General features: G+C 68.6%; 7 protein-coding genes. 1 reads left to right on the top strand and 6 read right to left on the bottom strand.

Annotation, left to right across the window (positions count from 1 at the left end; genetic code table 11):
• Positions 1–4: 4 nt before the first annotated feature.
• From DB354_RS09850 to DB354_RS09825, 6 genes are all read right to left on the bottom strand, one after another.
• On the bottom strand, positions 5–1,357 hold the full coding sequence (locus DB354_RS09850; RefSeq protein WP_146180176.1) for a sialidase family protein: 1,353 nt from the start codon (positions 1,355–1,357) through the stop codon (positions 5–7).
• Between the two features lie 81 nt (positions 1,358–1,438).
• Positions 1,439–4,318 (bottom strand): TonB-dependent receptor, encoded by a 2,880-nt coding sequence (locus DB354_RS09845; protein ID WP_158277466.1) that lies wholly within the window; start codon positions 4,316–4,318, stop codon positions 1,439–1,441.
• Between the two features lie 133 nt (positions 4,319–4,451).
• Positions 4,452–5,744 carry an MFS transporter gene (locus DB354_RS09840; protein WP_107835429.1) on the bottom strand — a complete coding sequence of 431 codons (1,293 nt, stop codon included), beginning with the start codon at positions 5,742–5,744 and terminating at the stop codon, positions 4,452–4,454.
• A gap of 18 nt (positions 5,745–5,762) precedes the next feature.
• The gene (locus DB354_RS09835; protein WP_107835427.1) at positions 5,763–6,698 is read right to left on the bottom strand and encodes a dihydrodipicolinate synthase family protein; all 936 of its coding nucleotides are present in this window, start codon (positions 6,696–6,698) and stop codon (positions 5,763–5,765) included.
• 245 nt (positions 6,699–6,943) lie between these two features.
• The gene (locus DB354_RS09830) at positions 6,944–8,437 is read right to left on the bottom strand and encodes a hypothetical protein (protein WP_107835425.1); all 1,494 of its coding nucleotides are present in this window, start codon (positions 8,435–8,437) and stop codon (positions 6,944–6,946) included.
• Between the two features lie 11 nt (positions 8,438–8,448).
• A complete protein-coding gene (locus DB354_RS09825) occupies positions 8,449–17,757 on the bottom strand; it encodes an immunoglobulin domain-containing protein (protein WP_158277465.1) in 9,309 nt (3,102 codons plus the stop codon).
• A gap of 344 nt (positions 17,758–18,101) precedes the next feature.
• Here DB354_RS09825 and gcvP point away from each other — a divergent pair, with 344 nt between their 5' ends.
• The gene (gene gcvP / locus DB354_RS09820; RefSeq protein WP_107835420.1) at positions 18,102–20,975 is read left to right on the top strand and encodes an aminomethyl-transferring glycine dehydrogenase; all 2,874 of its coding nucleotides are present in this window, start codon (positions 18,102–18,104) and stop codon (positions 20,973–20,975) included.
• Positions 20,976–20,981: the final 6 nt, after the last annotated feature.

Raw genomic sequence — 20,981 nt, 5'->3', positions numbered from 1 at the left:
CGGCTCAGTACACGAGGTCGCGGAAGTTTCGGACGCGGTGGAAGGTGATCAGATTCCCGTCGTGCGCGCTCTTGGCGCGACTGTCTCCGCTCCGCGAAAGGATCACGAGGTCGTCGCCGTCGATGTCCATACTCGCATAGTGCCGCGACTGCTTCGGCGACGGCCCGATGGCCACGACGCCAGCGAAGCACCAATCGACGAGGTTGCGGGAGAAGTGCAGCACGAGCCGGTGGCGCTCGTTGTTGGGAAGGTCGTAACGCTCCGGCGGAAGCCGGTCGGGGCGCGCCATCGAGTCCGTCGCCTGCGAGCTCAACAGCCAGTAGAGCCGCGTCTTCTCGTCGTAGCAGATATGGAAGCGCATCTGTCCGCCGGGAAACGGCAGAAAGAGAACTGGCTTACCGGACGGCATCTTCTCGAGCTGCGTAGTCATGGTGCCGTCGTCGTTTTCGACCACCTTGGCGACCGCGGCGTAACCGGTGCCGCCGGTGTGGCCCCGCATGAAGAGATGGAAGGTGTGACCGGTCGGATCGTACCAGACGTGATCCGGGTCCCGCACCTGCACGACATTGGTCTCGAGCCAGCCGATCGGAGCCATGGAGCGCCGGCCGCCCACGCTGCTCTTCGCTGGGTACGTCATCGGGAAGAACGGAACGCCGAACCAGCCCAGGTCCATGTCGTTCTTTTCGTAGCCGGGAACGACGTCCCGAAACGCGAGCTCGGAGGCGAAAGTCCAGCTCTCGCGTTTGGTGAGGTCGGCCGCCTCGCTGGCCCGCATCAAAACTGGCGCAAGTTCGCCGACCGGCCACGCGCGGATCGTGTTCGAAACCCGGCGCTCCATCACGAGGTATACGCGTCCGCCCGTGTGCCAGACATTGCAGGCGGACTGATGCCATTGCTGGCCCGACGTCAGCTCCACTGGCTCGCCCCAGGTCTCGCCTTGGTCCTTCGAACAGGCGACGCGCAGGTCACCCTTCTGCCCGAGATAATAGATGTTGGTCCCGGCCTGAAACAGCCGCCCATGCGTCATCGCCATGGCGCCGCGCTGCGTCCACGTGACGCCATGGTCGTCGGAGCTGAGCAGGACGGCGTTGGCCATGCCCTTCCGACCCGCGGCACCGCCGCGGTCGTAAGCCGCCAGGAGGCGTCCGCTCGGCAGCCGGAGGAGGCTGGGCGTGTACAACGGGATCGTCGCCGGGTCCGGAGACTCGCCGACCGCCACGAACGGATTGGCGAGCGGACGGACCGGACCGCCGACGGACTCGGTCGCCGCGGGCGTCGCTGCGCCGAGCGCGGCCGTGAGGACTGACCACGCCACAACGGCGCGGAGGGGAAACGTGCTGCGAATCATGGATTGCATGGTGCCAAACGGGCCACCGGCCATCGGCCTCGCCTGGCCCATGATGCCCAAGGCGAGACCGACGCGGGTGAGCCCCTGCGATCAAAACCGGCCCGAGACGCCGAACGTCATGACCGTGCCGTTATACGTGGCGGCGGAGATGTGCGATGAGGACAAGCCGCGGTAGAGCTTCTGCGGCGCGTTGAAGATGTTCGCGAGGTCGCAGAAGAGGGAGAGTCCCTTGGTGAGCTCGTACGACGTGCCGAGGTTCACGGTGGTCTTGGCCATCCGGTACTGCAGCCGGGACGGATCCGCCGAGTAGTTCGAGAGGTAACGGCCGGTGTAGTTGACCAGCACCCGAGCGCCGAACCGGCGGTACTTGTAGGTCAGCCCGCCATTGGCCGTCTTCGGGACGAAATTCGCGATCTCGCTCGTCGAGCGCACCGTCGATTCGCCGTAGTCTCCATTCGTCGTGAGCTGGGTGTAGTTGGCGAAAACGCCGAGCCCCTTGAGCAGGCCGGGGAGAAAACTGAACTGCTGCTGGTAGTTCAATTCAATGCCCTGCATCCGGGCGTTACCGCCGTTGAACGCGCTGATCAGGCCGTAGCCGGAGTAGTCGCCGTTATAGCCGTTGTCCGGACCGGTGCCGATGACCCCCACCTGCGCGCTGGTGATGAAGTCGGTCAGGTCCTTCCGGAACACGCCGACCGACAGCAGGCCCACCGGCTCGAAGTAGTACTCGAGACTGGCGTCCCAGTTCTCCGCGTGCTGCGGCTTCAGGCTCGGATTGTTGATCGTCACCGTCCCGTTCGTGTCGCTGACCGTCCGACTCGGCGTCAGTTGGCTGGCGGCGGGGCGGCCGATGCTGTTCGACCAGTTGGCGCGGGCCTGGAGGTTCGGAGCGATGCGATAAGTGAGATACACACCCGGGAACCAGTCGGCGTAGTGTCCGCGCGTGGTCTGTGGATGATCGTAGTCGAGGCGCGCCGAACCGATGGGATCAGCCGCCTGTTGCGCGGCGGTCGTCAGCGATTTGGCCGCGATCCGTCCAAACGCATCCACATCCGTCCGCTCGAAGCGGGAGCCAATCAGGATGCGCAGGCGCTTGACCGTGACCTGCGACTGCAGATAGGCCGCGAGGACATCCTCGGTAACCTGGCTCGAATCCGAAAGCCGGCCCGACTCGGCATAGTACAGGTTCTCCTTCCAGAACTCGGGGTGTTCCCGGATCGAGCGCATCGCGAGCGACGACTCGACATAGGGCAGGTCGATGCCGTGCCGCAGCTCGCCCGAGGTCACGATCGACGGATCAACCAACGAGCCGAGCGCGCCGCCGGCATACGCCCACTGCCGATCGCCCGCCGTGACATCGAAGCGCTCGGACCGGTAGCGGGCGCCGGCCTTGACGATTGCCTTGAGCGTCGTCGGCAGGACGTAGCTGGCGTTGGCGGAAGCGGCGTAGATATCGGTATCGCGCCCGCCGTTGCGGGTGACGAGCTGACCGCTGCCGTAGCTGGCAATGCTCGACAGACTGGCGCCGGACGTCTGGGTGAACTGCGGGTAGATGTCGCTCCCGGTCTTGTCCAGGATCCAACCCGTCTTCGTCGTGTTCATCGTGAAGATGCCGCCGCTTTGGTCCGGCGTCCGGCCGTTGCCGAGGTTCGGGTGGCTGTAATTGTAATTCGCGTCGTAATCGAGCTTCCAGCGGTCGAACTCGTGCTTGCCGCCGAGGTTCAGCTGCCGCTCCCGCGTCATGAAGCTGTACATCGTGGAGTTGAGCTGCACGCGCGACGACGAGATGGGGTTCACCTGCGTGACATCCTCGGTGTAGCCGGGCGCAATGCCGGAGGAGCTGGTGGTACCCACGCTGCGCGACGTGTAGGCGCGCATCGTATAGAGGCGGTTGTACGGCTCGAACGCGTCGTTGTAGAGGAAGTTGAGGAAGAACCGGGAGTTGTCGGAGAGCCGGTAATCGACCTTGAAGTTGGTGCTCGTCTGCTTGCGGTTGTTGTAGCCGTCGGTGGTGCGGTAATCCCAGACGTACGCCGGCGAGTTCAGCGTGTACTCGTAGTCCTGGATCATCTTGTAGTAGCCGGATACGTTCTCGCTGTAGAAGGCGTCCACGGAGATGCCGAGGTTGTGGGTGCCGCCAAAGGCGTTGAACACCTCCTGGTAGCTCGCGTTCAGCAGCGGATGGAGCCGCCGCTGCTCGCGCATCGGGATGGTGTCGTAGAACGGCGCAGCCCAGCGGCCCGAGAGGCGATACGCGAAACGCCGGGTCTCCTTCATGTCGAGGGCGGAGCGCGTTTTGAAGTTCACCGAGCCGCCGAGCGAATCGGCCGGCATGTCGGGCGTCGGCGCCTTGACCACGTCGATCTCGTCGAACAGCGCGCCCGAGATGGCGTGCGGCCGGAAATCACGGCCCATGCCACCCGTGCTGGCCTGGAGATTGCCATCGACGCTGACGGTGTTCAAGCCGGGGGCGGTGCCGCGGATCATGACGCCGGTGATGTTGCCCTCATCATCGAGCCGACCGCCGATGCCTGGCAGCCGGACGAGGAGTTCGCCGGCGTTGTCGTTGCTGAGCCGGCCGAACGCATCGAGCGCGACGACGCTCTTCACATTGTCGGCGGTGCGCTGCCGCGTGATCGAGGCGGCATTGCCCTCGCGTTCGCCGGACACCCGGAACTCCTCCAACCGGTATACTTCGGCGGTCAGGTCGAAATTGTGCACCGCGCGGTCGGAGCCGCCCACCGCGACGGTGGCGTGGATCGGATCCAGGCCGGTGTAGGAGGCGACGACCTGATGCGTGCCCGCCGGCAGGTCGAGCAGGAGGTAGTTGCCCGTCTGATCGGTGATGGCCGACAGGCCCAACGCGGGAACGTCGACCCGGGCGCCCTCGAGGAAACGGCGGGTGGCGGCATTGCTCACCGTGCCGGAAAGGCTCGCGGCTTCGACCCGGCTGACCGCCAGGCACGTCATCAGGCCGCAAACGAGAACCAGAAGGACGCGCGAGCAAAGATGACGGGCGCGCGCTCCGCGGATGGTGGGTGTGTTTTGAGGCATCGTGGTATCTTGGGGAAAAGGGGACGGACGTGACCGGCTGAAGCGGCCGTTACTCGGCGTGCCGGGCGCGGTGCCAGGCGGCAATTCCAAGCAAAAGGGCGCCGGCAACATAGACGACCGAGCCGAGGGCGATCGCCTCGCTCATGTTGTCGATGAGACGCGGGTGCCGTCCATAGCGAGTGGCAATGCCGACGGCCAAAGGCCCGAGGGCACCACCGGCCCAGCCGACGGTGTTCATGATTCCGGCCGCGGTGCCGCGGGCCGATGGCTCGATCGCGTCGTACAGCGCCGCAAAGATGCCCGAGTCGTACATCCCCTTGCAGACACCGAACAAGGTCATCGCCGTCACCAGGGTCACGCGGCTTTCGGTGTGGCCGACGATGAAGACGAAGATTGCGCCGACCGAGAGTCCGATCAGTTGCACGAGGATCCGGCCGAAGCGCAGCCGCGCCCCCAGCCAGTCCGCGAGCCACCCGGCAATCGGCACGACGAGTGCGCTCGCCAGATGAATGTAGAGCGTGCCGGTGAGGCCGGCGGACCCGAGCGAGTAGCCGAACTTTTCAACCAGGAACTTGGGGGTCCAGGTGAGGAAGATCACCGCCACGAAATTCGCGCAGAGGAAGGCGCCCATCAGCAGCAGCGCCACCGGCGTATGGAAGAGCAGGCGCAACGTCTGGCCAATCGGAAGCGAGGTGGTGCCGACGGCCGGATGCTGGGCCTCGGCCACCGCGCCCGACGAACCCCGGCGCGGCTCGCGCAACGCCCAGAACAGGACGAGCGCGAGGACGATTCCGATCGGGCCAAACCACCAGAACGGCGCCCGCCAGCCGTGCCGTTCCGCGAGTTCAGCCGCGAGCCAGCTCCCCAGAATCGTCCCCGCATAGACCGCCGACTGGTGCCACGACATCGCCCGCGAACGCGTGCCCTGGCCATGATAGTCGCTCAGCAGCGACATCGCCGCTGGAAAGTAGAACGTCTCGCCCAGCCCCGTCAGCGCGCGGATCACGAACAGCGCCGTCACCCCCTGGCACCACGCGGTGGCAAGCGTGAAGAAGCTCCAGACCACGCACGCCACGAGGATCAGGATCTTGCGGGGCCGCCGGTCCGCAATCAGACCAGCTACCGGCGCCGCCGCGGCATAGACCCAGGCAAACGCGGAGCCGATCCAGCCCAGCGCCACATCATCGAGGTTGAACTCGCGCGCCAGCAGCGGAAGCACCGAGCTGATTGCCTGCCGGTCGGCGTAGTTGAAGAAACAGACGAACCAAAGCATGCCGACCACCCACCATTTGTAGGCGGGACGGAGGGACTCCGCTGGCTGTGCTCTCAGTGCGTTCGTCATGGACGATGGCGGCGTGCCTCAGGCCTTGACGCGTGGACGGGATTCGGCCGGCGCCGTGAGTCCCGCCTTTGCAAGGACCGCACGGAGCTCGGCGACAATGCGTCGATACAAAACTTTCGATTGGGCCGAGATCGGCATCTGGGGCTCGCCCGCTTCGAAACCGCGGGCCTGGAGCCCGGCCCCCACGTTCACTGGGAAGGTCAGTTGATCGACGATCCGCCCCACTTCGACCATCAGCGCAGCCGGCGCGGCGATGTCGGTCTTCGTCGCCGCGGTGCTGGCCCGGTAGATTGCAACCATCACCTCGGGCACGATGTTGACGAGGCCGCCGATGCAGCCCGCCCCGCCGAGGGCAAAGACCTCCTGCAGCCGCGTGTCCGCTCCTGACATGACAACAAACCCCTTTTTGCGGCCGAGCGCGATGAGCTCGCGATGGTAGGAGAACTCACCGCCGCTCTGTTTGATCGCCGCCATCGACGCGCGGTCGGCAAAGGCTGAAATTGTGGCGAGCTCGATCTTCTTCCCAGTGAGCTCGGGAAAATTGTAGAGCATCACCGGCAAGCGGACGGCATCCGCGACCGCCAGGAAATGGGCCAGGATGTCGGCCTGGGACAGGGGGTAGAACATCGGGGGCATCAGCGCGATCGCGCGCGCTCCGGCCGATTTTGCATGCCGTCCGAGCTCGATGGCGTCGCCGACGCGCAGCGCTGTGACGTTGGCGATGACGGGCAGGGACTCGGCTGAAGCAAGGACCGCCTCGAGGATCCGCCGCCGCTGGGTAAGCGTGAAGAGCGGGAACTGGCCGGAGCTCCCCAGCGCCAGGAAGCCGGCGACGCCCTGTTTTCGCTCAAAGGCCATATGGCGGGCCAGTGCTCCGCGCTTCGTCCGACCCTCGGCGTCGGTTGGAATCCATTGCGCGGAATACACCCCGCGGGGCTTGAAATCGGTATTCATGATAGGGGGGCGGCTGAATCGATTTAGCCCGAATGGATGCTAAAACGTGTTAGCTGGCAAGCGGAATTTTTCGCCGCTGGAGAAAAGTATTCCCACGACGAGTTCCGCCGGGCGAAGGTGAGCCGGAGAGCGAACGGAAATTCAGGGCGCCAGTCCGACCGTCGGTCTGCGTCACTCCCTGTAAGATTCGGGTTTCGTCCCCACGCCGCTGTTGGCTCGACGGGCGGAATCGGAGTGCAGCGGTGTTAGCGCGCAGGCGGCGCCAGCCTGGCCTTCGTCTCGACCGGGAGGGGCGTAGCCGCGAGCCAGGCGTCGGCGGCGGTGGGCGCGTTGCGGCGCCAGCGCACGAAGGCGGCCGCAACCGCGGCGTCGCGCGCTTCCGCGCTCGGCAGGCTCTGCGCCCAAGCCAGCGCGGCCGTCGGGTTCTTCTGCGCCAGGAGCGGCGCCACGAACTCCGCCGCGCCGGCCTGCAGCGCCGGCGCCAGCGCGCCGACGAACCGCTGCGCCGCCGCGGCGTCCTGCAAAATCCAATACGAAAGCGCCGCCTGCAGCGTCTCCGGCGTCCGCTCGCCCAGCCGCGCCGCGTTGTCCGCCACCCAGCGACTGGCCGCCGCCCCATCACGCTGCGACCACGCGTTCGCCGCTGCCGCCAAGGCCACGCCCTGCGCTTCGGCGGTGCTGAGCGCCTGCGCCCAGGCCAGAGCGGCCTGCTCGTTCTTCGCCGCCATGATGCCGGCCACCACCGGCGCGTCAGTCGCCTGTTGCGCCGGCGGGAGCGACGCCACGTGGCGCCCAGCCGCCTCGGCGTCGGTCGCCGTCCAGGTTTCCAGCAGCCGCGCCATCGCGGTGCGCCGCGCGGTGTCGTTCGTCAAACCGTTCACCCAACTCACCGCTTCCGCCGGGCTTTTCGCGACGAGCGCGCGCGCCACAGCCGCTGCGGCCACGACCTGCCCCTCGCCCGCGGGCAACAGGGGCACGATGGCCGAAGCCGCCACCGGATCCGTGCGCACGAGGCCATGCAACGCGGCCGTCAGCGTCCGCGCCAGCGCCTCGCCGTGCAGCGAGCGCTGCGCGACTTCGATCACCCGCAGGGGATCGGCATGCACGAGATCCGCCAAAACGCTTTCGACCGCCATCTCGCGGTCGTCGTCCGCCAGGCCTTCCGCCCAGCCCAGCGCCGCCGTGGAATTCCGCCGCGCCCAGGCCGCCGCCACCGCGCGCAACGCCAGCTCCCGCGCCTCCCCACCCGGCACCCGCGCCAACCGGCGCGCCGCCGCGGCGGGGTCCTGCTGCGCGAGCACCGCAAAGATCACGCTGTAGCCGGCGCGCTGGTCGCGATTCGTCGCCAACTCGCCCGCCAGCGCCAGCGCCGCGTCGGGATCCGTTCGCACCAGCGTGTCCAGCGCCATGAGCAGCAGCGGCGTGAACTCCGCCGCGTCGCGCGGCTGTTGCCGCAACCACGCCACCGCGCCCGCGGCATCGCGGTCCAGCCACGCCCGGAAGAGCCGGCCAAATTCGCGATTCCGCTGCCCGCGGTCGGTCAGCGTCCGCGCCGCGTCAAACTGCGCCGCAAAGTCCGCCGGGGCGCCCGCCGTCGCGGTGGCCGCCGGACGCGAAGACGTCCCCGCGCCGCGCGTTGCCGCGGCCGGCGTCGCCGGTCCGGCCCGCCGCCAGGCGAACCAGGCCAGCGCGACGGCGGCCAGAATCAGGACGAACAGGAGAACTTTGCGGAGGGACATGGGCAGACCGGTCAGGGCGCTTCGTACACTTCCACCAGCGCCGTCGCCGGCACGCCACTGTCGCTCGACAGCACGACCGAGTAAACCCCCGGTTCGACCGTGAGCAGGAGCGCCGCGTCGCGGGTGGAGGTGAAGCCGAAGGCCCCGATCTGGGCGCCCACCGCGGCGATCTGCGCCGCGTTCCCGTCGGCCGTCCAGCCGGCGTTCTCCGCGATGACCTTGCCCTCGTGATAAACGGCGAGGCGCGGCTGCGCGACCGGGTCGGTGATGCCCAGTTCGACGAGCGTCGGGCCCGCGCCGCGGATGAGCAGGCGCTTCGGCACCGTGCCGCTGACGACGAAGCCGGCGATGACCGGACGCCCCGCGGCCACGTGCGCGCGCGTCGAGATGTTAACCATCTTCTGGCCCACGCTCGGTGCCGCGAGGTCGTACGCCTCGACGAGGAACGTGCCCGCACCGCCGTCGGCCGCCGTCACCATGATGGTGTACTGGCCGGGGGCGAGAGTGATGACCATGCCCGCGTCGGTGCTGCCCTTGTCCAGCGGGAAACCGCCGACCATGGCGGCCGCCGCCGCGGTCTCCTCGACGTTGCCGGTGCTCCAGCCTTCGTTCGTCGCGATGACCGTCTGGCCCGAGTAGAGCTGCAGGCGCGGACGCGCGAGGAAGTCGGCGATGCCGAACTGCTTCAGGCCGGGGCCGACCACGCGCAGGAGCACGGGTTTGGCCTCCTGGCCGGTGATGACCAGGCCGGCGATCGCAAAACCGCCGCGATCGATCGTCGCGCGCGACGAGAGGTTGGCCAGCCGCTGCACGGCCAGCACCGTCTCGGTGCCGCCCGCGAAGTTCGTGGTCTTGCCGTCCGCCGTCGTGACCTGCGCCGCAATGGTCGCGTCCGCGATGGTCGCCGCGATCGTCTGGTTGTTCACCGTGGTGATGGCCATCGCACCGGAGCTGTCGATCGTGCCGGTGCCGGCATCGACGCCGCTGTCGGTCTGCGTGATCACCAGCGCCTCGCCCTCGGGGCTCACGATGGTGTACGTCGTCGCCGCCGAGCCGGCGGCCGAGGCCTGGTAGAACCCGGCGTATTCGCCGGTCGTGCCGGTGTCCGACGCGCGGGTCGCGCTGAGGTCGGCATCCGCGGCGCCGGTGATGGTGCCGGAGAGCTCGCCCGATTCGGAGATCGCGCCGTCGAAGGTGAACTCGAGCGGATCCGCCTCGGTGCCCACGCCGTCCGCGGCGATCGAGGCGCCGCCCGCCGGGGCGACGACCGAGCCGAAGTGGAAGTGACCGTCGTCGTCGACCGTCACCTCGAGCGCGATGAACGGCACTTGCATCGAGGTCAGGTAGCCGAGGAACACGCCGGTGTTGTCGTCGCGAATCTGGATCGCGAAGAAGCCGATGCTGCCGATCCGGCCGAAGTAGCAGCCGGCATAGCTGCGGCCGATCACGCGCAGCGTGGCGGCGTTGGAGGTGACCACGCCGGCGCGGTTCGCGACGACGACGGTGTAACTCCCCGCGAGCGGCGGCCGCACCGGGTCAAACGTCAGCGTGGCGGCCGTCGCGCCCTTCACGAGCGCGCCGTCCTTGTACCACTGGTACGTCGGCGCGGGCACGCCGGTGGCGCTGACCAACATCGCGGCGCTGCGGCCCACCACCGCCGTCAGACTGCGCGGCTGGGTGGTGATGACCGGCGCGAGGTCGGCGGAGGTCACGGTCAGGCGGGCGAGCGTGCTGACCGCCGTGCCCGCGACATTCGTGGCCGCCACGTCGTAGCTGCCGGCGTCGGACGGCTGCACCGCGGCGATCGTACAGGTCGCCGCCGTCGCCCCCGGGATGGCCGTGCCGTTGCGCCGCCACTGGTAGGTCGGGGCCGGACGGCCCGTCGCCACGACGGTGAACGTCGCACTCTCGCCGCGCAGGGCGCTGACGCTTGCCGGCTGCGTGGTGATGCGCGGCGCCTCGGTGGCGGCCGCCACCGCGAAGCTGCGGGTCACGTCGGCCGCCGGGCTGTAGAAGTCATTGCCCGCCTGCGACGCCCGCACCGTGACGGTGCCGGTTTCGCCAGTCAGCGTCAGCGTGCGGCCGGACAAGGTGGCCGGGCCTGACACCAAGGTGAAGGTGACCGGCAGTTCGGAACTGGCGGTGGCCACGAGCGTGATCGGCGCGGCGTCGGAGAGGACATCCGGCAGCGCGGCAAACGTGATCTCCTGAGCCTGTGGGGCAGGCCGCGAGATCACGAGGGTGCCATTGGCACTGCCCTCGAAATCCGTGTCGTCCACCGTGGCGACCACGGCGTAGGTGCCGATCGCCGAGGGAACCGTCGCGACGCCGTTGTAGGTCACCGTGACCGCCAGGCCCGAGGGGGCCGTGGTCACCGTGGCGGCATGCGGGGCGCCGTCGTAAACAATGTCGAGTCCTCCGAGCGTCACCGTGGCCGAGGCCTTGTTGACGGTGAGGGCGACCACCGCGCTGTTGGCGGTGCCGGCGACGTTCGTTGCGACGACCGAGTAGTTGCCGGCGCTGGCGCTCGTCACGGCGGGAAGCGTCAGCGTGGCGGTGGTGGCGCCGGCCAGGGCCGCGCCGTCCTTCTGCCACTGGAACGTGGGCGCGGGCGTGCCGGCGGCCGCCACCGTGAAGGTCACGGTGTCGCCCACCGTCGCGGTCTGCGCGACCGGCTGCGTCGTGAGGGTCGGCGCGACATTCACCGGCATGTCGTTATCGGTGATCGTCACCGTGCCGGCCGTGGAGGCGCCCGGCACGTAGCCGGTACCAGCGTCCAGCGTCAACGTGAGGGTTTCGTCGCCTTCGTTCGCGGCATCATCGACGGGCGTGAGGACGAGGTCGACGACGGCCTGGCCGGCCGGGAAGGTCACCGAACCGGTGAGCGCGGGCGTCACATCCGCCGCGGTCGCCGTGCCGGAGAGCGTGTAGTTGACCGTCAGGGCGGCGGTGGTGTCGCCGTCGCGCGCGAAGCGGAACGCGGCCGTTTCCGGGCCGGCCTCCGCCGCGGTGGCGTCGGTCGCCACCAGGGTGACGACGGGGTCGCCGGCAAGCTGCGCGGTGACGGCCGCCATGTCGAAGCGCCACGTGCCCGAGGTACCGTAGGTGCCCGTCGCGCTGGTCGGGGCATAGGCGGCATCGCCGGTGCCCGTGGCGGTCGAGGCAAAGGCCGCGACGACCCGGACGCCGAACTGCGGGTTGTTGGCCACGCCGGCGACAGTCGAGAAGTCGACCACGCGGTTGAACCAGGTGCTGCCCACGTTGCCGTCGAAGAACGTCGCGGTCGTCCACGTGGTACCGCCATCGAGTGTGTACTGGACGGCTTCATACCGGCTCGCGGTGTTGGAGTGCCGCAGGTCGAAGTGGAACGCCACGTGGTCGTACCCGACGGTGCTCACCATGAACTGGGCGCCGGCCGAGAGATTCGCGGCGGCGGCGGCCGGGAAGCCGGCGTTGTTCCAGGCGTAGTTCGGCGGCGAGGTCGTCACGCTGTCCGACGAGCCGGTGCCGCTGGCGAACGTGGCCGTGGTGCCGCCCACGAGCGAGGCGGTGCCGAAGCCCGCCACCGGCAGGGGTGCGTTCACCCCGCCGGGGATCGTGGTGGCGGAGGTGCCGTTGAAGTCCCATGCCGCCAGGACCGACGGCAGTCGGTTGACCGTGAGGATCGCCACGGCGCTCGTGGCCGCCGGGCTGACACCATTGGAGACCACGACATCGTAGCTGCCGGCATCGGCCAGCGTGACGTTCGTCAGCGTGAGCGTGTCGGTCGTCGCGGTTGAAATGTCAGTGCCGCCCTTGCGCCATTGATAGCTCAGCGGCGCGGTGCCGGTGGCGACGACGGTGAAGGTGACGTTGCCCCCGACGGAGACCGTCTGCGACTGCGGGTCGGTCGTGATCGTCGGGGCGGTCGGGGCCGGGTTGACGGTGAGCGTCGCGGCCGCGCTGGTGGCGCTGCCCGCCGCATTCGTCACCACGACGTCGTAGCTGCCGCCATCGCCGACGGCGACGGTGGCGAGCGTGAGCGTCGCGGTGGTCGCGGAGCTGTTGCCCGTGATGGCCACGCCGCCCTTGCGCCACTGGTAGGTCAGCGGCGCGGTGCCGCTGGCGGCGACGGTGAACGTGACGTTGTCGCCGGCCAGGACGGTCTGCGTGACCGGGTCGGTCGTGATGGCAGGGGTCGTCGGCGGCTCAACGCCCGGCGCGAAGGCCAGGCCGCGGAACGTGGTGTTGGTGCCCGCCGTGGCGAGGGTCGTCACGGTACCGGTAAGCGTAGCGTTGTAGCCGGTGGTGTCGGTGAAGGCATACAGGTTGCCGCCGCCCGTGCCGCTGCTGGCGCCCGAGGCGCCGTAAAGCGTGACGGTGGTGCCGCTGACGCGGCCATCGAGCGCCCGGATCGAGCTGGCGCTCACCGAGCCGTTCGCGGTCCAGACGCCGGCGACGAGCGAGTACTTCAGAATCTTGCCGGAGTCGTCGGCGATGTAGAGGACGTCCTCGCCTGTGACCTCCGGGTTGAGGTCGGCCAGGAAGAAGCTGTACGGACTGCCCGAGCTGGTCGGCAGGCCGGGGAGATTGGTCACCACCTGGCCCGCGGTGGTGGGCAACCCGGCGCCAACGCTGGCGACGCGGAGCGTGCCGGACCCCGTTGAGAGATAGAGCTGGGTGCCGAACACCGCCACGTTGCGGACGTTGGTCGGTGTGGTGGTGAGCTGGGTGGACGTCGTGCCGCCGAAGGCAGCGTAGCGCACGCCGCCCGCGCCGCCCGTGACCCAGAAGCTGGTGCCATCAACCGAAGCCGCACCGCGCGGGTTGCTGCCGGTCGCGGCATCGGTCAGCGCGGTGGTCGTGTCGATCACGCCGTTCGCCGCCACGCGGGCGACGACGCGGTTGACGGTCGCGGAGGAAGAGGTGGTGAGGTTGGGGGTTCCGGGAACCGCGCCGTAGCCGACGAGCACGAGATAGCGGCCGTCGACAGAGCGGGTCATGAGGCCCTCGGAGGTGGCGGTGCCGCTGAGGATCAACGGCTGGTTGGCGCCATTCACGGCGGCGGGCAGCGCGATCGACTGCACCCGCGTGCCCGTGGTCGTGAACTCGTCGAGGAAGACGGGGTTGCCCGTGTTGAGGAGCCCCGTGCTGCCGTCGCCCACGCGCACCACCACGAGATTGCCCGGGGTGAAGCCGGCGACGGTGAGCGCCGCGGCGTCACTGGTCTTCTCACCGGCGGCGTTGGTGACGACGACGTCGTAGTTGCCGGAGGCGGCAGTCGTGACGCCGGTAAGGGTCAGCGTCGCCGTCGTGGCCCCCGCGATGCCGGTGCCGTCGACGAGAGCGGAGCCATTCTTGCGCCACTGGTAGGTCGGAGCCGGCGCGCCGGTCGCAACCACCGAGAAGGTCACGGTGGAGTTGGGCGTGACGATCTGCGGAACGGGTTGGGTGGTGATCGTCGGCGCCGCCATGACGATCGCCGGCGTGGCGAAGGTCAGGTCGTCGATGCCGATGCCGTCATCGCTGCCGGTGTCGTCGACGTCATTCCAACGGAGCGTGAGCGTCTGGCCGGGTGCCCAGTTCAATCCAGTGACCGTGGCCGTGACCGCGGTGCGGTTCGCGGCGGCGTTGCCATCGAGGGCGGCGCCGGAACCGGTCGCCACCGGGGCGACGAAGTTCAGGGCGGTCGCCGCGGCGTAGCTGCCGGTGTTCAGGTCGGTGGCGTCCACGGCGTACTCGAACGTAAGCGTGTTGGCCGCGGCACTGCCGCGCCGCCACTGCTCGCCGGTGTAGGAGAGCGTGAACTCGGTGATAGTCTGGCCGGAGTTGTTCAGGAACGTCACGCCGAAGCGCGAGGCCACGGAGCCGCTGCCGAGTGAGCCGAGCGCGCGGTCGGTCGCGCCGCTGGCGCCGAAGGAGAACGCGCTGCCGGAGTTGCTGGAACCATCGCTAACCGTGAATTTTGCCACGGTGGAGGTGCCCAGGTAGGTGGCGAAGCTCCAGCCCGCCATGCCGGTGGCGTTGATGGTCGCGCCGTCGTCGAGCTGGATCGGGCCCTTGCCCGTGAGCGCGAACGTGCCCGCGGCGGGCAGCGTGTCGAAGTCCTGCGTGTAGGTCCCGCCCACGTACGTCGCGTGGCCGGCGGCCGCGGCGTTCACCACAAGGGCGGCCGCCGAGCTCGTGACCGCGTCCACGGAATTCGAGACGACGACGTCGTAGCTGCCCGCGTCGCCCTGCACGGTGTGCGCAATGCTCAGCGTCGCCGTGGTCGCGCCGGAGATCGGCGTGCTGTCTTTACGCCACTGGTAAGCGAGGGGGGCCGTGCCCTTGGCCGTGACGCTGAAGCTGGCGGGTTCACCGGCCGTGACGGTCACCGCGGAGGGTTGCGTGACGATCGTCGGCGCCGCGGCGGTGACGGTGAGCGTGGCGCCCGTGCTCGTCGCGACGGGGAGGACGCCGTTGCTGACGACGACGTCGTAGCTGCCCATGTCACCAGCCTGGACGTTGGCCAGGGCGAGCGTGGCGGTGGCGGCGCTGGGATTGGTGGTGATATTGAGGTCCGCGCCGTCCTTGCGCCACTGGTAGGTCAAGGGCTGGGTGCCATCGGCCACCACGGTGAAGGTGGCGGTCTCACCGGCGGCGACCGTCTGGTTCGCGGGCGGCGTCGTGATCGAAGGAGCCACGGGGGCGGCGGTCACGAAGGAGAACGTGTAGTCCCCCTCGGGATGCAGGCCGGTCGACTCGCTGGTCACGTTGGCGCCGTAGACGGTGACGCCGATGGTGTCGCTGTAGCCGTAGTTGGCCGGCGGCGTGAGCGTGAAGGTCTTGTGATCGGTCGTCGCGATGACGGGGCTGATGCTGCCCTCCGTCGAGCTCGTGAGCGCGACCCACCCGCTGGTGACATTCACCTCCTGGTTGAAGGTGATCGTGACGGGGCTGTTGAGGGCGACGTCGCTCGCGCCGCTGATCGGCGAGGTCGCGGTCACGGCCGGTCCTACCGGGCCGGTGGTGCTGGTGGTGAAGGAGAAATTGTCGATCGCGAGCCCGTCATCGGAGCCGCTGATGTTCACGTCATTCCAGCGGAGGATGAGCTTCTCGCCGGGGTTCCACGTGATGCCCGTGACGGAGCCACTGATCACGGCCTGGTTGGCGGCGAGATTGCCGTCGAGCGCCACGGCCGACGCCGTCGTGATGGGCGAGACGAACTTGAGCGTCGCGACATCGGTAAACGTCCCCGTCGCAAGGTCGGTGCCGCCCACCTGGTAGCCGAACGCCAACGTATCCTGGCTGCCGGCGGTGGTATTGCCCCGCCGCCACTGCTCACCGGTGTAGGAAATCGTGAACTCGGTGATGGTGTGGCCGGTCTGGTTCACAAGCGTGACCCCGAAGCCGCAAGTGAGCGTGTTGCTCGCGAGCGCCCCCAGCGCGCGCTCGGTCGCGGCGGCGGCGCCAAACGAGTACAGCGAACCGGTGTTGCCGCTGCCGGTGCCGACGTTGAACAAGGCAACCGTCGCGTTGCCCATCGTCTTCGCAAAGCTCCAACCGCCCAGCCCGGTGGCCGAGATCGGCGCGGCGGAGAGATTGATCGGGCCGGTGCCGGTCAGGGTGAAGTTGCCCGTGGCGCTCGGCAGCGAATCGAAGTTCTGGGAGTACGTGCCGCCGGTGTAGAAGACCGCGGCCTCGGTCGCCGAGGCGACAGACAGCGTCGCCACACTGCTGGTGGCGTGGCCGGCGGTGTTGGTGACGACCACATCGTAGTCACCGGCGTCGTCGGCGGTCATGCCCGTGATGACGAGCGTCGGGGTGGTCGCCGAGCTGTTGGTCGTGAGGTCCGCCCCGCCCTTGCGCCACTGGTAGCTGAGCGGCGCCGAGCCTTTCGCGACCACGACGAAGGTCGCGGTGCTGCCGAGCCCGAGCGACTGGGAAGCCGGCTGCGAGGTGATGGTCGGCGCGGTGGCCGTGACCGTCAGGGTGACCGCAGCGCTGGTCGCGGAGGAGACGCTGTTCGTGACCACGACATCGTAGGAGCCCTGCGCGGCGGCCTGGACGTTCGTCAGCGTGAGCGTCGGCGTGGTGGCGCCGGTGATCTCGGTGCCATTGCCAAGCGGGTTGCCGTCCTTGCGCCACTGATAGGTGAGCGTCGGCGAGCCACTGGCCGTGACGGAAAAGACCGCGTTCGCGCCGGCGCCGACGGTCTGCGAGAGCGGCGCGCTGGTGATCGCGGGCGGCAGGCCGGTGACGACGAGGTTGGCGACGGAGCTCGTGACGAAGCCGACGGTGTTGGTGACGCGGACCGAGTAGCCGGCCACATCGGTCGCCTGCACGTTCGTGAGCGTGAAGGTCGCGTTGGTGGCGCCGCTGATCGCGTCCTCGCCCTTGAACCACTGGTAGGAGAGCGGCGGGTTGCCGCCATCGGTGGCGGTGACGGAGAACGTCGCCATGCCGCCCGCGGCGGCGGACTGGCCGGCCGGCTGCAGGGAGATCACCGGCAGGCCGCTCGTGGTGGAGCCGTCGACCTTCGCACGAAGCGTCGCGGCGCTGGCCGTATCGAGTTCAGTGAAGAACGTGAGACCGGTGTCAGACTCCAGCTGCGCCGCGCTCGTCACGTAGTTCTGCCAGGGATTGCTGCGAATACCCGCGATGTTCGGCACCTTGATTGCGATGACGCGGATCGAAGCCGCGCCAGCGGCCGTGATGCGACTGACGGCCGAGCCGGAGCCCAATGGCACCACGGTGACGATCTTCCAGGTGTACCCGGGGATCGCCACGCCACTGGCGATCTTCGAGCTGCCGAACCCGCCGGGACCCGAGATGATCAGCAGTTCATTGCCGGCGGCGGCGAGATCGCGGCAGTAGCCCTCGAAGTTATTCCAGACGCCCTGGTTGTTGTCCGCCGTCTGCGGCACCATGTTCGTCATGAAGAACGTGGCCTCGTTGTCCGCCACGCTGGTCGTGCGATCGGCCGACGGGCACATGTGGCCGCGGTCGTAGCCGGAGCCCTTGTAGCCGTTCTGGTCGATGGCCGTGAAACCGCTCGGCAGCAGCGGGTCGGCGGCGAACTTGTCCGTCCGATCGGTGCCGCCGCGGTCCGAGCTGGTGAGGCTCCAGCTCACCCAGTTCGACTCGAAGTTCGTGTCGTTGTAATCGAGCACGTACTGGTCGCGCTGGATCAGGTAATGCGTGTGGTTGGTCGCATCGGCCGTGGCATTGCTGGGATTGCCGAGCTGCGTCTGCAGGGTGACGCCCTGGTAGGCGCGGGCGATGGGAGCCACCACGAGGGTGGCCAGGAGCATTAGCGCGACGATGGCGCGCCGCGTAACGAGTTGGGATAAGGACATGGCTGAAACGGGACGGAGTGCCGGCGGCGGGGTTGGCGCCGGCGAAAGAGTGGTGGGTGCGCGTGGACCATGAAGATCCCGGCGCAACGATCGACGGCCGAGGTGGCCGTTCAGCGTGAACGCAATCGAGTCAGAATCCTGGGGCGGGACGCCACTGGCGGCGGTCCGCTGGCTGCAACTCGAGAACCCGATAATTCGGCGTGGTAGACGTTCACGATTGCGATCAGCAAAGATCATGCTCGCGGAACGTCAATGGCGCGAAAGCTACGTTTTGGCGGCAAGGCCACCCGGCCCGCGAAATCACGATTGCGAGTCCGCAAGCCCGTCCTAGCGTGCGCCCAATCATGTCTTCCGCGCGCGCCCTCCTTGCCCCCAACGACACTTTTGCCCGTCGCCACCTGGGTGACAGCAGCGCCGACACCCAGGCCATGCTGCAAATTCTCGGCCAAACGTCGCTCGACGGGCTGGTCGACGCGGCGGTGCCGGCCTCCATCCGGCGCGGCGCCCTGAACCTGCCCGAGGCCGCCAGTGAAAGCTCCGCCCTCGGCGAATTGCGCGACCTCGCGGGCGAGAACAAGGTCTTCCGCAGCTTCATCGGGCTCGGGTACACGGACACGCACACGCCTCCGGTCGTGCAGCGGAACATCTTCGAGAACCCGGGCTGGTACACCGCGTACACCCCGTACCAGGCGGAAATCTCGCAGGGCCGGCTCGAGGCGCTGCTGAATTTCCAAACGATGGTGACCGACCTCACCGGCCTCGAGATCGCCAACGCCTCGATGCTCGACGAAGGCACCGCCGCGGCGGAAGCGATGATGATGTGCGCCCGGCTGAAGGAGGGCGACCTCGCCGGCCACCGCACGTTCTTCGTCTCCGACCGCTGCCACCCCCAAACAATCGACATCGTCAAGACCCGCGCCAAGCCGCTCGGCATCCAGGTCGTCGTCGGCGACGCCGCCACGTATCAGGTTGGCGCGGATTGCTTCGGCGTGCTGGTGCAATATCCGGACACCGCCGGGTCGATCCACGATTTCAGCGCCTTCTTCGCCGCCGCCCACGCCGCGGGGGCGTACACCATCGTCGCCACCGACCTGCTCGCCCTCACGCTCCTGCGCCCGCCGGGCGAGTTCGGGGCGGACGTCGCCGTGGGCTCCTCGCAACGGTTCGGCGTGCCCATGGGCTTCGGCGGACCGCACGCGGGCTTTCTCGCCACCAAGGACGCCTTCAAGCGCCAGATGCCAGGCCGGCTCGTCGGCGTGTCCAAGGATGCCCAGGGCGATCCGGCGCTGCGCCTCGCGCTCGGCACGCGCGAGCAGCACATCCGCCGCGACAAGGCCACGTCCAACATCTGCACGGCCCAGGTGCTCCTCGCCGTCCTGGCGTCGATGTACGCCGTTTACCACGGTCCGGAAGGCCTGAAGCGGATCGCCCGCCGCGTGAAGCTCCTCACCGAGTTGCTGGCCGCCGGCCTCCGCACTGCGGGTGCCAAGGTCAACGCCGAGCCCGTGTTCGACACCGTGATGGTGACGAACGTCTCGGCGCAGCGCGTCCACGCCGCCGCCGCCGCGCGCAAGATCAACCTCCGCCACGTCGACGCCCACACCGTCGGCATCACGCTCGACGAAACGACCACGCTCGACGAAGTGCGCACGCTGCTCGGCTGTTTCCGCGAATCCGCCGCGGAGTTCGAGGCCCAGCTCGCCGGGCTGCAGGAGAGCCAGGCCGACTTCGCCGCCCCGTTCGCCCGCACCAGCGCGTTTCTCACCCACCCCACCTTCAACCGGTACCACACGGAGCATGAGATGCTCCGCTACATCCGCCGGCTCGAGGCGAAGGACCTGTCGCTCGTCCACTCGATGATCTCGCTCGGCTCGTGCACCATGAAGCTGAACGCCACCAGCGAGATGCTCCCGGTGTCCTGGCCGGAGTTCGCCAAGCTCCACCCGTTCGCCCCCGCCGAGCAGGCGCGCGGCTACCACAAGGTGGTCCGCGATCTCGAGACCTGGCTCTGCGAATGCACCGGGTTCGCCGCGGTTTCGCTCCAGCCCAACGCCGGCTCGCAGGGTGAGTACGCCGGCCTTCTCGCCATCCGCGGCTACCACGAGTCCCGCGGCGAGGGTCATCGCAACCTCTGCCTCATCCCGACCAGCGCGCACGGCACGAACCCCGCCAGCGCCGCGATGGGCGGCTTCAAGGTCGTGCCGGTCGCGTGCGACGCCGACGGTAACATCGACCTCGCCGACCTGCGCGCCAAGGCCGCCCAGCACGCCCGCGAGCTCGCCGCGCTGATGGTCACCTACCCGAGCACGCACGGCGTGTTCGAGGCCGGCATCAAGGAGATCTGCGCCATCGTGCATGAGCACGGCGGCCAGGTTTACATGGACGGCGCCAACATGAACGCGCAGGTCGGACTCACCTCCCCCGGCCACATCGGCGCCGACGTCTGCCACCTCAACCTCCACAAGACCTTCGCCATTCCGCATGGCGGCGGCGGACCGGGCGTCGGTCCGATCGGCGTGGCGCGCCATCTCATTCCCTTCCTGCCGGGCCACGTGTTCGCGCATGCCGCCGGCAAGCCCGCCGCGGGCGCGGTCTCGGCCGCCCCGCTGGGCAGCGCCTCCATCCTCGTCATCCCGTGGATGTACATGCGGATGATGGGCGGCATCGGCCTCACCGACGCGACGAAGGTCGCCATCCTCAACGCCAACTACGTCGCCAAGCGGCTCGAGCCCTACTTCCCGGTCCTCTACCGCGGCGCCTCGGGCCTGGTGGCCCACGAGTGCATCATCGATTTCCGCAGTTGGAAAAAGCACGGCGTCGAGGTGGAGGATATCGCCAAGCGGCTGATGGACTATGGCTATCATGCGCCGACGATGTCGTTCCCCGTCCCCGGCACGCTCATGGTCGAGCCCACCGAGAGCGAATCGAAGGCCGAGCTCGACCGGTTCTGCGACGCGCTGATCTCGATCCACGCTGAGATGCAGGCCGTGGCCAGCGGCGAGGCCGACAAGGCCAACAACCCGCTCAAGCACGCGCCTCACACCGCCAAGGTCGTCTGCGGCAACGAGTGGCCGCACCCGTATTCGCGCGAGACCGCCGCGTTCCCCGACCGCTTTACCCGCGCCAGCAAGTTCTGGCCGACCGTCGGCCGCGTCGACAACGTGTACGGCGACCGCAACCTCGTCTGTTCCTGCGTCGGCATGAACGAGCAAGGCTGAATGCTG

This window comes from Opitutus sp. ER46, from assembly GCF_003054705.1.
Taxonomy (GTDB): Bacteria; Verrucomicrobiota; Verrucomicrobiia; order Opitutales; family Opitutaceae; genus ER46.
The sequence above is the reverse complement of the archived record's forward strand: the minus strand, read 5'-3'. Positions and strand labels throughout refer to the sequence as shown.

Bases quoted from the DNA above. Each gene is read 5' to 3' on its own strand.
- gcvP (WP_107835420.1), top strand. From the start codon at position 18,102: ATGTCTTCCGCGCGCGCCCTCCTTGCCCCCAACGACACTTTTGCCCGT.
- DB354_RS09825 (WP_158277465.1), bottom strand. From the start codon at position 17,757: ATGTCCTTATCCCAACTCGTTACGCGGCGCGCCATCGTCGCGCTAATG.
- DB354_RS09830 (WP_107835425.1), bottom strand. From the start codon at position 8,437: ATGTCCCTCCGCAAAGTTCTCCTGTTCGTCCTGATTCTGGCCGCCGTC.
- DB354_RS09845 (WP_158277466.1), bottom strand. From the start codon at position 4,318: ATGACGTGCCTGGCGGTCAGCCGGGTCGAAGCCGCGAGCCTTTCCGGC.
- DB354_RS09850 (WP_146180176.1), bottom strand. From the start codon at position 1,357: ATGCAATCCATGATTCGCAGCACGTTTCCCCTCCGCGCCGTTGTGGCG.
- DB354_RS09840 (WP_107835429.1), bottom strand. From the start codon at position 5,744: ATGACGAACGCACTGAGAGCACAGCCAGCGGAGTCCCTCCGTCCCGCC.
- DB354_RS09835 (WP_107835427.1), bottom strand. From the start codon at position 6,698: ATGAATACCGATTTCAAGCCCCGCGGGGTGTATTCCGCGCAATGGATT.